This window comes from Bradyrhizobium sp. dw_78, from assembly GCF_018449525.1.
Lineage (GTDB): Bacteria > Pseudomonadota > Alphaproteobacteria > Rhizobiales > Xanthobacteraceae > Bradyrhizobium.
This window is the reverse complement of sequence record NZ_JAAVUS010000006.1, coordinates 310,791-324,947: the sequence shown is the minus strand read 5'-3', so window position 1 is coordinate 324,947 and position 14,157 is coordinate 310,791. Positions and strand designations below refer to the sequence as shown.

Sequence of the window (14,157 nt, the reverse complement as noted above, 5' to 3'; positions counted from 1 at the left end):
GCTCGCAGGTTCACCAACCGCTTTGCCATCAACTCCCACAAGTCCGGCCAAGACTGAGTAGAGGAGCCGGTCGGCTTGCGCTCGCAACATCTTCACTCCACACATCGAAGAAAAATTGGGATCAAATCAACAACCACACCACGCAGCGGAAACGCTGCAACCGTCAGCGCCTCCACAGTCGAAGGTCTCAGACTTCAAAAAAGTCCGTAAGCATCTCCACACGGCCTACCATCGCGTAATGCTTGGCCGGTTCATCACTGCCGGCTGGACGCCCGCTGAATTCACCGAATATGCATGCAGTGCGTATCTTGGAGCCGGCAAAAAAAGGCCAACACCCGCTGCCTATCGTTTTGTCCTTGAGAGAGGTGCCGACCACGTGTTGGCTCAGGAAGCCTTGGCCGCCATGCGGACCCCAGGTTACGTCCGGCCAACATTCGAACGGCCCGAGCCTAAAGACTACGCTTGGGACGATCCCGACAGCCCTGCATACAGCGATGAAGTTAGATCAGCGACCTATACGCTCGCTCGCACCTGCATGAACTCTTACGACGACAAGCTGCGCCGACCGAGGCGCGGGCCTGACACACCAACACGCAAAAGCCTCCTTCGTAAGTGCCTCCGCGAACTTCATGCCGCCGATGCCTTCGGCTTGCGAACTGGTGCTCGGTGATATGAGCCGCGTACCAGCCCCTTTTTTCTTCTCTTTCGATATACAATAGGAAATTATCTTATAATGGCAACATTCGAACTGACGTCGCCTGACTACGTCCAATCACAGCTTACTGCTGGCAAACAATCAGCGGCTCCCATAGCCGCCAGCAATCAGAACGTGGCCGATGGTATCGCTAAGGCTCGTGCGGCCGGCTATTCTGACGATGAGATTTCCGACCATCTCTCTGATACGATGCCCGGCATCAGCAAGGCACGGAATGCTGGTTACTCCAACTCGGAAATCCTTGCACACCTCGCAGATGGCGCCGTGTCACCCGCGCAGCCGCAGTCAAACGATAGCACCTTAAGCGACGTTGGCAAATCGCTGGCATCCGGTGCTGTCCGTGGCGTCGTAGACACAGCCACCGCTATCCCTTCTCTGGCGGCGATGGTCAAGGGTGCGGCGAACAAGTACCTGTTCGATCCTGTGTTCAACGCGATCAGCGGGCCACCCAAGGCCATTGCCGACGGCGCTCAGCCCCCGGACATCAACGCAGCGGTACAGCAAGGCGCTGACGCGATCAAAGGACAACTACACACCCCGACAACGACAGCAGGCCAGTACGCACAGACAATCGGTGAGTTCGCTCCGAACGTCATCGGCGGCCCCGAAACCATAGCGAACCGATTGCTCACCCGCATGGTGGCGCCCGGTGTCGCCAGCGAAGTTGCAGGCCAAGCAACGGCCGGCACCTCTGCCGAACCCTACGCTCGCATGGCGAGCGCAGTGGCTGGTGGTGCAGGCGCTTCGGCGGCTCTGGCTCGCGTTCGTGCTCAGGCCTTGTTGGCACGACCTACCGTGGACGATGTGAAGGATGCGGCCAGCGCCTCCTACAATGCGCCTGAGGTGAAAAATCTCCGCGTCACATCACAGTCGGTGAATAACCTGGGCGCAGACATCGCACAGAGCTTGGACACGAGAGGATTCTTTCCCGAGGATCATCCGGGCGTGTTCAATGCTGTCAACCGGTTGAGCAATGCTAGTGGGCCTGTCTCGTTTGATGACCTTGATGCAGTTCGCAAAGCCCTTCGCGGCCACGCGGGTTCTATCGATAGCTTTGGGAGACCAACGCCAACCGCTGCCGCTGCCAACCACGCCATCAGCCATATCGACGACTACATGGCGAACGGCATGACCGATCCGCGCAACGTGCTGCAAGGTAACCCCGTGGCCGCCCGTGTGTTCATCAATAACGCACGGCAGAACTCAGGGGCCGCTATTCGATCCGAGCAGGTACTCAACAAGCTCGACAATGCGCAGATTGACGCGGTGGCTGCTAACAGTGGCGGGGATGTGGCTAACCGTGTTCGTCAAGGTCTCAAGACGTTCATCAAGAACGATGGTGCCAAGATGGGCGGATACACTGACGTCGAAGTCGCAGCAATGAACCGCCTTGTGCGGGGCTCAATGGCAATGAACGCCTTGCGGCATGCAGGGAACATGCTCGGCGGTGGTGGCGGTCTGGGATCACTGGTATCCCGTGGTATCGGGTACGGCCTTGCAGGGCCTATGGGTGTATTTGCTCCCGAGGTTGGTCAAGGCCTCAAGCAAATAGCCAATTACGCCACCGTTAGGCAGGCCAATAACTTAGCCAACACGCTGCTATCACGTTCTCCCCTCGTGCAGCGTGTGCTCGTAACCAACCGAGCCATCCGAGCGGCCAACGCTGCGGATACGCGCTCAGCGGCAACGAATGGCGCTCTTAGGACGCTGATGGCCAACCGTCTTCTCAACGGTAACAACGGGACATCGGGCCAATGACCGACCAACCGCGCGCTCGTGATGCGACACAACAGAACCTTCTGTCGCCTGATCCTAACGCGCCTATCCCAAGGTGTCTGTGGCACCGGTCCTATCGCATCCGCAGCTGTTATCACACACAGCCTTGAGGACACCATAGAAGTCCAAGGTCTCCGCGCGGTTACCGACGAACCACAGGTAGCCGCTATTACTGCATAAGGTCACCTAAGACCTTCACTACCTTTACTCCCATCTTTCCGTAATCCGTCAGGCTGACGCCGTGGGTCATGAACCCTCGGCGCGCTTCAGCATGTCGACATCTTCCAACTCCATCCAAAAAGAAACTTAGTTGCCTTTAGAAACTGCTACTTTTATCCCTGACCTCGTCCCGTCTAATCCGGCCCACAGCGATGGGCTCAATAGCGCCGATGCGCACATGCGTCTCATCAAGGCGACCGTGAAGAATACCTTCCCGAACTTCACTGATGTGGCGCTGCAATCGACACAGACTGAAATAGACGCAGCGGTATCGGCCACAGCCAACGGCGTCGCGGCGCTCGCTGACGCTGGCGCTTTCTTCCACACCAACAACACTGACGGCTTCACGAACCCAGCCTCTGGGGAAATCGACTTGAAGCTTGCGGGCACCTTGGCGGCACAGTTCGTCAATAGCTCAAGTAAGCTCACGCTTACGTGGAACGGCGCTCTCAACACCACAGGTCCCATCACAGGCCCTGGTATCATCCCCATCGGCGGCATGATCATGTGGCTAGACGACAACCTCCCGGCCACGGGCGGCGTTTGGTGTTGGGCCAACGGTGGCGTGCTATCGCGCACCACTGCTGGCGCAGGTCTTGAACTGTACACCGAATGGAGCCGCAACGGCGCCAATCCACTGCGCTATGGTGCTGGTGACGGCTCGACCACGTTCAACGTGATCAACATGCAGGAAGTCGTCCCGGTCGGTAAGTCGACTATGGGCAGCGCTGTATCCCCAGGCTTGCTTGCGTCTATCAGCGCGACACTCAAGGGTGTACTCGGTGGCCTCTTTGGTGCCGATACACACACGCTGACGACTGCTGAAATTCCGTCCATCACGTCCGCGGGTGCAAACACCATCAACGTGTCTGGTACAAATTCGGCGGCATATGTCCAGACGGGTGGAGGCCAATTAGGCTCGAACGGCACTCTGTTCACCTTTGGACAGCAAACGTCAGCGCCCATCTCAGCGTCCGGCTCGAACAACATCGGCGTTACGTCGACCAACACCGGCGGGGGCGCCCACACAATCGTGCAGCCTTCGTGTGTCGTGAACTTCATCATCCGCATCGCTTAACGCCTGCGAAAGTCGTCTGGCAGTCTCGGTCACCCCCTCAGGTCTACACACGACCCGTGGGATCGGCTCAGGGGTGGCTGGCAAGGGGCATCTACCGGCCAAAAGGTTCGGCCGTGGTGATCCTCGCGCGGCCTTTGGTGACACGGGTACGCCTGAGGACCCCTCAGGCTGGATACACCGAGATTGATCAACACTGACCTCACACAGAGAGCCCTTAGGGATTCTCAGGAGGCTCTGTGGTGAGTTTTCACAAATTCAGCGGAAAAGGGGTCTGTGTCGGCTTTGGGAATCCCCTGAGCCTCCTGTGGCCCACTAAGCCGGGTTTTACAGGCCACCAAGGCTGGTTTCCCCTTAAACAGATCCTTGCCCCTCCCGCTTTGCTACATATCAGCGCCCCAAGGTTAACCTCTTGGGACGCCTTCGCCCAGCTCGGCCACCTGTGTGGCCCTTAGCTGTAAACCCAAAGAATGGGGGTAAGACCTCTATGGGGTATCTTCTTATAGAGGTTCACCCCCCATTTCCTTACTCTGGAACCTATCCCTACATGACCGACCTTATCGGCATGCACGGGCAGTACGCTCTCGTGCCGCCGCAGACGTTTGTTGACCGTCTTACAGACCAATGGACCACATCCTATCACAATGTGCCTAGCGTGCCCCTGAGGAAGCTCTGGTCCACCATGTCCAATACCTATCAGGACGCAATTCTGGCCACCGCTACCGGGGCATTACCCCTCTGGCGTATCCTGTGGCCACCAACGGGCTCAGGGAAAACCTTGGGCGCCAAGGTATACGCTTCTTTACAGGCCGAGCAGAATGCAACCACCGCAGGCCTAAGGAAGCCCGTGGGTGTTCTCATCGTCACCCGGCTGATCGCCCAGGCTGATGAGATGGTGATAGCAATCAACGCTCTCGCTGGCAGGCAGGTTGCTGTGGCTGACCACACCGAGCACCGCGCCAGCGCCGACCAACTCAACGAAAGCGATGTGGTTGTCATCACCCATCAGGCCTACGTAAATGCCACGCAAACCCTCACTAGCACCCGTGATGGCAAGTGGCGGCGCTTGACGAACTGGAAGGGCGGCCCGCGTCTCCTAACCATTATCGACGAGGCGCTGTGTAATGTGATCGAAGAAAGTCAGGTCAAAGTAGACCGCCTTGGCCAAGCCATCGGCTTCATTCCGCACGACCTACGGGCCAGCCACGCTGCTGAGGTCGAAGCGCTTGAGAAACTTTATGAAGCCTTGGGACATCATGCGGGCGTCAGTGCAGGCTTCGGTGGTGGCGCGTGTATGGCTTGGGGGCCGGAAGGATCATCTTTCGTTGGGGCCGTGGACCTGGGCGCCTTACGGGCCGCGATGCTCAAGCTTCCCTATGATACCTACATCGGCAAGGCTGACGCGAACGAGCGCAAACGCATAGCCACCCAGATTGACAAGACTGTCGCTGCTGCCGGGGCGGTGTTGGATCAGTACGCTTATTTTGCGTTGAAAGGCAAAGAGCCAACGCTCAATTCGTCTGCGCTGTTGGTGCCTCTTGATGCTCCTGGTCCCGTGGTGTTGGACGCCACAGCCCGCGAAGACTTCATTTATAAGCTCATGGAAGACAGGGCAGCAATCATCCCAACGCCCTGCGGCGTGCGCAACTATAGCAGCGTGATGTTGCACGTCGCTTGGACACGAGCAGGGATAGGCAAAGGCACCATGGTGGAGCATGCAAAGACACGCTTCCCGCGCCTCATTCAGGACCTGACGCAGCGGCTCGACAACGAGCGAAAGGTGTTCTTCTGCGTTCACAAGTCTGTTGAGCACGAACTACCTGATGCCTGCGAGCTGCCGTTTGCGAAGGTCGCCAAGGCTCATTGGGGTGCCGTGGACGGAAGCAACGCCTATTCTGACTGCGACGTCGCGGTGATCTACGGCCTACCATATCGCGACGCGGTGACGTGGCCAACCAACGTGTTCTTCGCGCTTCAGGGTGTCCAAGGTGACGACTGGCTCGATAATCCCGCTTGGAATGGGCACGTGAACCTACGCGAGCACATGATTCGAAGACAGCTCTCCGCGTCCATCATACAGGCCACCAACCGGATATGTTGTCGTCACGTGACCGATGCTGGTGGTGGATGCCCGCCTGCTGACGTGTTTATCGTGCTTCCCTCGGGTGAACGGGGAGAGGATGTTCTGGCTGCTATCCGGCGTGAGATGCCGGGGATCGATGTTGTTGATTGGCCATTCGACCCGGACGGCCCCAAGGCCCGCAAGCGTGGCGCAGGGACGCCTCACGGGCGCCTGTTGACCTACATGGACAACCGCGCTCCTGGTCGCACTTCAATGCAGGTTATTGCCCGCGAGCTTGGTCTCAAGCAGAGCGCCAAGAAAGACCTACAGAAGAACCTTCGTAGCGAGAACCATCCGACAACGCTGGCGCTCAAGGGGATTGGGGTTACTTACGAGGCGACCGCCGGCAAAGGCAGGGGCGGAAGCAGCTACCTCGTAAAGGCGGCATAGGACGCCGCAAGGTAAAACGTAGGCCGCACACAGGTTATCCTAAGGGAGCCCGTGTGCGGCCTTTTTGTTCACTGACAGGTGGTGGTATTACCGAACGTCTGGCAGCGCACGATAGGCGATGGTGGTGGGCTGATGCCTTGCAGTGCTGCCCCAGCCCGTTGGAAGTCCTGTGCAGCATCGTCCAGGTCCGCTTGTCGCCGGGTCTCCGCTGCCGCCGCCATTCGCTGGTCTTGCAGGTACATGCTTTCGAGACACTTGCTGTAGTCCGGTGAACCACGCTGGTAGCCGAAGGACGTGCAGCGATTCTCTCGGTCGGCTTGGGCCGCTTGCTCGGCAGCCGCTTTCTTTGCGGCTATCCGCTCTCGTGATGCGCACGCCGATAGTAGCAGGCATGATAGGATCAACACCGACATTCTCTTCGGTACCATCGCGTCTAGACCATGCTTCCGTACACACGTTCCAACGCAGCATCGAGCACGCCCAGCCGCCGCCCGATCCTGTCAGCCCATGCTTCCAGTGCCATGCCGGCCGACCTGAGGCGTTCGGCTAGCGTTAGCGCTACACCCGCGCACGGGTACGCCACAGCACAGACGAACCGTCCACGAGGCGGCTTCATGTAAGCAAAATCGTACAGCGGCCTGGATTTGATCAAAAGCGTTGCGAACTTAAGCGTTTCGCTGATTGCCACGGTAGATGCTTTGATGTTGATGCTATCCGTCGTCATCGGTATTCCCCATGTTTCCCTGTGAGCCCTATGCTCCTGAGGGGTACGTTAGTTCTCCTTGGTGTCGCGGGTACGCATAGGAACACCCAGTGACCGAGCCCGCGATTGGCCGGTACCGGGAAATCGATCAATCCAGCTTGTATCGCGGGAACTTCTTCAGAGCCTCAGCCATGTCCGCGACATTCGGTTGGCCGTATTTTCGTCCCTCTGTGGCGGGTGTGTGCCCTGTTATTGCGTCGTGAACCTTCTCGGTGATCCCTACGGCCTCGGCGATGCGTTTGAACGTGTGACGCCAAGAATGATTCGGACTGACTTCAGGATCAGTGATCCCCAACCCGCGCACCCACGTTCCGAGATGCGCCCGCGCGGTGGCCGCACGTCTGCGGGTCGGCTTTAGAGGATCAGAGCTGACACGTCGCGGTGTAACATCGTTGTAGAATAGCGCTCCCTTGCCGATCTGATTCACCATTTCTATGAAGCCTTGAGCTATGATATGCTCATGTAGAGGCACCACGCGTATCTTGCCGCTCTTTACTGTTCCCGCCTCGGGTGTCAGCTTCATCACGTACATGCCGTCTCTGGCTTCAATGTCGCTGCCACGCAACTGGGTGATTTCGCCTGAGCGTGCTCCTGAATAAGCACAAAGCCACGGCACCCAACGGCGGGTTCTCTCGGTCGGTGTTGCAGGTTTGGCGTACTTTAGGCTCGCTTTCAGGATGGTCCGTACCTCCTTATCCGTGAAGGCCTTGCCATCCTCTCGGGTTTGCACCTTGCGGGGCACGTCTACTTTGATTTCAGCGAAGGGGTTCTGACGGATACGCTTCTGCTCACGGCCCCAACTGAAGACCCGCCGCGATGCCGATAGCCAAATTTCACGAACGGTGAGCGCTGACCTATCGGTAGAAATTAAGCCATGAATCCAGGTGCGGGCTTTATCTTCGGTGATACCTTCGGCGCCCACCTCCGCAAACTCACGCTGCATTTCCAGGAATACCGCCCGCCAGCGCTGCACGGTGTTTTCGGCTGGCTGGGTTGCATTGACGAATGCTTCAAACAATTCCCAACAGCTCACGCCCGTACCCCTCGTGGGGGCGTCGGTGAACGGTGGAAAGCTGTCAGGAGTGTCATCGCGGGAATAGTCGCCATCGGCGCGCCGCTTCAGCACTGAAATCGCCAACAGCAGGTTGTCGCTGACAGCATCCACAAAGAGCGCGTAGGCAGTGGCATTCAAGGCCATACCAGTGCTGGCAAGGAAGGTCGCTACGCGGGCCAATTCGGCAACTTGCGGCCTCACCGCTTCACGAACCTCTGGCTCCTTCGCCCATTCCCAGTGAGGGTCGGCCTCGGGGTTCTCGTGGTAGCTGTCAGGGGCCTCTGGGTAGATCACCTCCCAGACGAGATGGTCGCTCATTTCTTGCCAGCGTTTAGCTGGACCCGGGTCGCCCTCGTGCTGCCCGACGAACCACTTGTACCATCGGCCAGCTAGAGCAATCGCGTTTAACCGAGTTAGGGGCTGACCTTCGCCGTTCCTCTCGGCGCGAAGGGTTGCGATCCTCGTTTCAATTTCCGCCATCCATTCAGCGTGGCGCGTCTTTGCCTCGTGGTGCGAAGTGTCCCTTGGCAGTCTCAGATGAGCTTCCCTGCGGACGCCATAAAGCCGAGCATATGAGTCGCGGACGTCTTCCGGGATACCCTTGCGGGCGAACCAACAACCGTCTTTTGCTCGACCTAACGCGACCATCCGCAATGCCATTTGTATGCGCCTTTTGTATTTAGCGCGGGCAAATACGTCAGGTCTATCAATATGTTGCTGAAACCACAGGAGATTTTTGTGGCATGGTACAGTTGGGTGGGCTCGAACCACCGACCTCCTGTTCCACAGACAGGCGCTCTAACCAACTGAGCTACAACTGCATCCGGTACCGGCCCCAGGCAAAAGCAAAAAGGGGGCTCGAACGGGGCGGAAACTAGGTGCAACGCCCGGCTTTGGCAAGGCCGGGAAACGGCAATGTCCGCATTATCCGGCGGCACCATAGAGGCCTATCCAGGACTCCCCGGTCGGCGAGGATCGCTCCAAAAGAATTCGGTCACAGAAAAAAGCCCGGACGCGCAGCCCAGGCTTCTTCCAAGACGACAGGCCCGGCGATCGGGCCGGAAAACCTGGCCCGAAAAACCCAAGCCCCGGAAATCAGGCGGCCGGCTTGAATAGTTTCGAAGCGTTGGCCTTGATCGGCTCAGCGCTCTCGGTCACGACCTTCTGGGTCAGTTCGGCGAGTTCCTTGGTGTGGGCGGTGAACGCCTCGAACTGCTTGTGCGCGTGCGAGGACCACAATTCCAGCGCTTCCGAGGGCGACTTCACGCCAACCAGGGCCTGCGCGAAGTCGAGATTCGCGGTAGCGGTCTCCTTCATCACCTCCATCAGCTTGGCCGAATATTCCTTGGCGCCGGCGCTGAACACCGAAAACATCTCCTCGATCGCGCCATTGTTGCTTTCGGCCGCGTCCTTGAACTTGGCGTAGCTGTCGCGGGCCTGCGAAACGCCCTTCTCGGCGAACGCACGCATATGTTCGGGAACTTCGAACGGGATAACAGAGCCGGAGAACGGATCGGTATTGGCCATGACATGCATCCTTCGCGAGGGGTGAACCGGTGTGACCCCTTGCGCGTCCGGCAACCGAAAAGCCGCGAACGTCAAACTGGAATCACGTAGCGGGAGTTGTCTTTCGAATAGCTACTACTTAACACGAATATCATGTCAATTTTGTGCAATGCAACGAAGTCTGACGTACAGCGCCATAAATTTGTTTGGGGCCGGGACGCGTAACATCGACAGGGCAGCATCCCGGCCCTGTTTGGCGGCCAGAATGCTGTTTTCGATCTCACGCGGATCACCGTCCGCTGCCGTCAAAACAGCCGGTTGATCGTCGGCGGTTCGGCCTCAGCCTTTCGGCTTGGCGGCGTCCATGGCCGCCCGGCCGACGATCTGGCCCATTTCGCTGGCCTGTTCGGCGAGCGAACGCATCTGCGTCTGCACGTAATCACCGTGCAACCGCAGCACCTCGGTCAGATCCTTGGCATGTACCAGCGCCTGGGCGTAATCCAGCGACGCCTGCACGTTCTTCTCGGCATAGGCGACCGCCTTGGCGCTGATGTCCTTGGCGCCGGCGCGGACCGTTGCGCCCCGATCCTCGATCGAGCCGGCAGTCTCTTGTGCGGTGGCGAGGAATTTCTCGAAGGCCTTGCGCGCCTGATCGAAGCTTGCTTCAGCCATCGACCGCATTTCCTTTGGAATCTCGAAACGATCACGCACGTCGTCGCTCATGGTCCCACTCCTTTGCGCCGAGGGGCCATCCACTGCCCCTCCCCTGTCTTCACCCACCAGACTATCGGGAAACGACTTCGCCGATGTGACGTTGCCTCCCGTCTCCCTATCGTGAACCTTTGAGCGCCGTTTTCAACAGTCCAACACCGGACCGGGCTCGATAGTTCGTACGGATTAAGGTTAGTGCGCCTTGGACCATCATCACCACTGTCAAGACGTGGACCTGCCGCTTCCCCCGCGCGATACTGAGGCTCCGCCGAGGCTGTCACCGTCTGGCCGCCGATATCCGACACCATCGTCGGAGCAACAACGACATCTGCCGGTCATGTCAGCGCGATGAATAATCTGGAATTCCAGTTGCAAGGCATCAGCGATCCACGACTGGCCGTGCATGCAACAAGCGCGCTGCCGGCATGGCTCTGGTCGGTCGATGGCACGCGAATCCTGTGGGCCAATCCGGTCGGAGCCAGGGTGCTCGGCACGGCCAATGCCGCTGAATTGGCCAAAAAGACCTTCGGCCCGGCGGATTCGCACCGGCGTCAAGTCGCGCAACTCGCAAACCGGCTGCCGCCCTCGGGTGCGATCCGGCTGGAACGGCTGCGCGGCTTCGGCGCCATGCTCGGCGCGCTCGTCACCTGCGGCTGCGCGCGGCTGGATTTTCCGGACGGCAGCCAGGGCGTCCTGGTGGCCGCCGCAGCACCGGCCGGCCGCGCGATGCCGCTGATCGAACGGCTGGAGCGGCTGGTCGAAGGCGTCGATGCGCCGGTCGCTGCTTTCACCCGCGATGGCCTATTGGTCCGCACCAGCGATGCGGCACGCGCGCTGCCCGCCTTCCGCGATCTCTGCGAGGCAGACCCTGGTGAAACAACCCTTAGCGAGACAACCCTTAGCGAGACAAGCTTTGGCGCGGCGTGCAGCGAGGCGCTGAAACAAGGCCGCGCCGAACGGCCCATCGGCATCGGCCGCCTGGTGTTGCAGCGCGTCGGGATCGGCGCGGACGTTGGCCTTGTGGCACTGATCGTGCCCGACGCCGCGGCTGCCGGCCCGGACGAGACAGTTGAAGAACCGGTCGCGGCGGTTGCGGATCGGCCGGCCCCCGATTACGAACAGCCGGCGATGTCGAACGAAGCGCCGTCCGAATTTGCGTTGATCGATACGCCGGCCGAGCGGCTGGCGGAGCCGGCCGCTGAGTCGGTCGCGGCGGACGGGCCTGCCGAAGCCGGATTGCCAACGGCGGTGCCGGCCCCTCCCGCCGACGAAACATCATCGGAAGTCGAAACAGTCTTGGAAGACGTCCCGCCGGCAGCGCCGCCACCGGATCCCGAAGCTCCCGATCCCGAAACGCCGCGGCACGAGCCGTCCCCCTATGTCGAGGCGGTCGCCGATGAAGAAATCGCAGATGAGCCCGGCCCCGTCGAAGGGCCTGCGCCGGCACACGAAATCGCCGCCACGCCGGTCGAAGTGCCGCCGTGGCTCGACCAACTCGCGCACAATCCGCACCGGCAGCCGCTGCGCTTCCTGTGGAAGATGGACGGCGACGGCCGCTTCTCACTCGATTCCGAAGAATTCGCCTGTCTGATCGGCGCGCCCTTGGCGACCGGTCCCGGCCGGTCATGGAGCGAGATCGCGGAAACATTCGGGCTCGATCCCGACGGCCGCATTCCAAGGGCGCTCGCCTCGCATGACACCTGGAGCGGCATCACCCTGGAATGGCCGGTCGACGGCGGCGACAACCTGCCGTTGGAGCTGGCGGGATTGCCCGTCTTCGACCGCGCCCACAATTTCGCCGGTTATCGCGGCTTTGGTGTCTGCCGTGACCTCGACGGCTTGGCACGCCTGGTCGCGTTGCGCCGTTATGAATTGTCCCACCCGCCACCGGCGCCGCAGGCGCTTTCGTCCGATATCGTTACCGCCGGCCTCGCCAGGGAAACGCCCCTCCCGGATGCCGGCGACTCATCGCCCGCTATGACCGAATACCCAGCGCCGATCACTTCACAGCCAACGGATTTGAAAACAGCCGTGGAAACGCCCCCGAACGTCGTGCCGTTCCGGCCGCTCGGCGATCCAAAATCGCCCGCCCTTTCACCGGGCGAGAACAGCGCTTTCAACGAACTCGCACGCCAATTGGCGGAACGGCTCGAGAGGAGCAAGCCTGTAATGCCGCCGCCCGCCGCCGCGACCGCCGATCAAGTCGCCGACGAGCCGGCCGCCGCGAAGGAAACCGCCGGTCCCGGCGAACAAACGGGCTGGCTAACACATCCCGAGCCGCCGGCGCTGGGCGAAAGCCGCCGCGACAGGGTTCTGCTCGACCTGCTGCCGACCGGCACGCTGATCTATCGGCTCGACCGGCTGCTCTACGCCAACCCGGCGTTCCTGCGGCGGATCGGTTATGACAGCCTTCACGCCCTCGAAGACGCCGGCGGTCTCGACGCGCTGTATGTCGAGCCGGGTGTGTCGGCCGCCAGCAGCACGTCGGATACCGGCACGCCGGTGACGATCTCCGCCACCCCGAATTCGCCGGATCAGACGCCGACCGAGGCGCGGCTTCACACGATCTCCTGGGACGGCGCTTCCGCGCTGGCGCTGATTTTTTCGGACGCGCCAGCTGGCAGCACCGGTGCGGTCGAGTCGGCCGTCGTGTCAGTCCCCTCGCCCGTCGGCCACGCCAATGCCGAAGAACTCGCCACCATTCTCGACGCCACCGCCGAGGCCATCCTGATGTTCGATGCCGAAGGCAACATCAATTCGTGCAACCGCGGCGCCGAGGCGCTGCTCGGCCATGACGGCGCCGGGCTCGTGCAGCATAATTTCACCGCGCTGTTCGCGCCGGAAAGCCGGCCTGCGGTGCTCGACTATCTGGAAGACATCAAGGCCGCCGAAATCGCGGCGCCGCCTGATTACAGCCGCGACGTGCTGGCGCGCATGCGTGGCGACAGGCTGATCCCGGTCTCGATGACGATGGGGCGCACCCAGGCAGGGGGACCGAATTTCTTCGCGGTGATCCGCGATCTGTCGCAAACTCAAAAAAGCGAGAGCGAACTGCACGAGGCCAACAGGCTCGCCGATCGCGCGGCCAACGCCAAGGTGGACATGCTGGCGCGGATCAGCCATGAGGTCCGCGCGCCGCTCAACGCCATCCTGGGCTTTGCCGACGTCATGATCGGCGAACGGTTCGGCGCGCTCGGCAACGAGCGTTACGTCGAATATATGAAGGACGTTCGCGCTTCCGGCGAGCGCGTGATCGCGATCATCGACGACCTGCTCGACCTGTCGCGGATCGAGACCGGCAAACTCGATCTCGCCTTCGCGAGCCAGAACCTCAACGATCTGGTCGAGCAATGCGTCGCGGCGATGCAGCCCCAGGCCAATCGCGAACGCATCATCATCCGGACCTCGCTGGCGCATGCGCTGCCGCCGGTCATCGCCGACGCCCACACGCTGCGACAGATCACGCTCAACCTGATCGGCAATTCGATCCATCTCGCCAATGCCGGAGGACAGGTCATCGTCTCCACCGCGCTGTCCGACTTCGGCGCCGTGGTGTTGCGGGTCCGCGATACCGGCCACGGATTGAACGATAACGAAGTCGCGGCCGCGCTCGAGCCTTTCCGCAACTCGGCGCCGTCGGATCAGGCCTCCGACCATTCCGGCGTCAATCTGTCGCTGACCAAGGCGCTGGTCGAGGCCAACCGCGCGCACTTCCAGATCAAGAGCGCGCCGCATTCCGGCACCCTGGTCGAAGTGGTGTTCTCGGGGGCGGCGCAGGCTTAAATCGGCGTCGCCGCCACTTCAGCGGATGGCGGTTACGCGCGAC

The 14,157-nt window shown here is 60.6% G+C and carries 8 protein-coding genes and 1 tRNA gene; 4 read left to right on the top strand and 5 right to left on the bottom strand.

Going from position 1 to position 14,157, the window contains the following annotated elements:
• The first annotated feature begins 733 nt into the window (after positions 1-733).
• The 3 genes from HB630_RS17845 (at position 734) to HB630_RS17835 (ending at position 6,297) form a co-directional block, all read left to right on the top strand.
• On the top strand, positions 734-2,473 hold the full coding sequence (locus HB630_RS17845; protein WP_213773577.1) for a hypothetical protein: 1,740 nt from the start codon (positions 734-736) through the stop codon (positions 2,471-2,473).
• 415 nt (positions 2,474-2,888) lie between these two features.
• Positions 2,889-3,788, top strand: a complete 900-nt coding sequence (locus HB630_RS17840) for a hypothetical protein (RefSeq protein ID WP_213773576.1) — start codon at positions 2,889-2,891, stop codon at positions 3,786-3,788.
• 544 nt (positions 3,789-4,332) lie between these two features.
• The gene (locus HB630_RS17835; protein WP_213773575.1) at positions 4,333-6,297 is read left to right on the top strand and encodes a hypothetical protein; all 1,965 of its coding nucleotides are present in this window, start codon (positions 4,333-4,335) and stop codon (positions 6,295-6,297) included.
• A 433-nt stretch (positions 6,298-6,730) separates the two neighbouring features.
• Here the strand turns inward: HB630_RS17835 and HB630_RS17830 are convergent, their stop codons facing one another.
• From HB630_RS17830 to HB630_RS17810, 5 genes are all read right to left on the bottom strand, one after another.
• Positions 6,731-7,021 (bottom strand): hypothetical protein, encoded by a 291-nt coding sequence (locus tag HB630_RS17830; RefSeq protein WP_213773574.1) that lies wholly within the window; start codon positions 7,019-7,021, stop codon positions 6,731-6,733.
• 127 nt (positions 7,022-7,148) lie between these two features.
• On the bottom strand, positions 7,149-8,432 hold the full coding sequence (locus tag HB630_RS17825; RefSeq protein ID WP_213773573.1) for a tyrosine-type recombinase/integrase: 1,284 nt from the start codon (positions 8,430-8,432) through the stop codon (positions 7,149-7,151).
• Between the two features lie 426 nt (positions 8,433-8,858).
• Positions 8,859-8,935, bottom strand: a tRNA-His gene (locus tag HB630_RS17820).
• A 274-nt stretch (positions 8,936-9,209) separates the two neighbouring features.
• Positions 9,210-9,641: a phasin gene (locus HB630_RS17815; RefSeq protein WP_213773572.1), complete on the bottom strand. Its 432-nt coding sequence runs from the start codon at positions 9,639-9,641 to the stop codon at positions 9,210-9,212.
• Positions 9,642-9,959: 318 nt separating this feature from the next.
• Entirely contained in the window at positions 9,960-10,343 is a 384-nt protein-coding gene (locus HB630_RS17810) for a phasin (protein ID WP_213773571.1), read from the bottom strand.
• A gap of 336 nt (positions 10,344-10,679) precedes the next feature.
• Here HB630_RS17810 and HB630_RS17805 point away from each other — a divergent pair, with 336 nt between their 5' ends.
• Positions 10,680-14,114: a PAS domain-containing sensor histidine kinase gene (locus HB630_RS17805; protein ID WP_213773570.1), complete on the top strand. Its 3,435-nt coding sequence runs from the start codon at positions 10,680-10,682 to the stop codon at positions 14,112-14,114.
• Positions 14,115-14,157 lie beyond the last annotated feature (43 nt).

Bases quoted from the DNA above. Each gene is read 5' to 3' on its own strand.
- HB630_RS17845 (WP_213773577.1), top strand. From the start codon at position 734: ATGGCAACATTCGAACTGACGTCGCCTGACTACGTCCAATCACAGCTT.
- HB630_RS17840 (WP_213773576.1), top strand. From the start codon at position 2,889: ATGCGTCTCATCAAGGCGACCGTGAAGAATACCTTCCCGAACTTCACT.
- HB630_RS17835 (WP_213773575.1), top strand. From the start codon at position 4,333: ATGACCGACCTTATCGGCATGCACGGGCAGTACGCTCTCGTGCCGCCG.
- HB630_RS17830 (WP_213773574.1), bottom strand. From the start codon at position 7,021: ATGACGACGGATAGCATCAACATCAAAGCATCTACCGTGGCAATCAGC.
- HB630_RS17825 (WP_213773573.1), bottom strand. From the start codon at position 8,432: ATGAGCGACCATCTCGTCTGGGAGGTGATCTACCCAGAGGCCCCTGAC.
- HB630_RS17815 (WP_213773572.1), bottom strand. From the start codon at position 9,641: ATGGCCAATACCGATCCGTTCTCCGGCTCTGTTATCCCGTTCGAAGTT.
- HB630_RS17810 (WP_213773571.1), bottom strand. From the start codon at position 10,343: ATGAGCGACGACGTGCGTGATCGTTTCGAGATTCCAAAGGAAATGCGG.
- HB630_RS17805 (WP_213773570.1), top strand. From the start codon at position 10,680: ATGAATAATCTGGAATTCCAGTTGCAAGGCATCAGCGATCCACGACTG.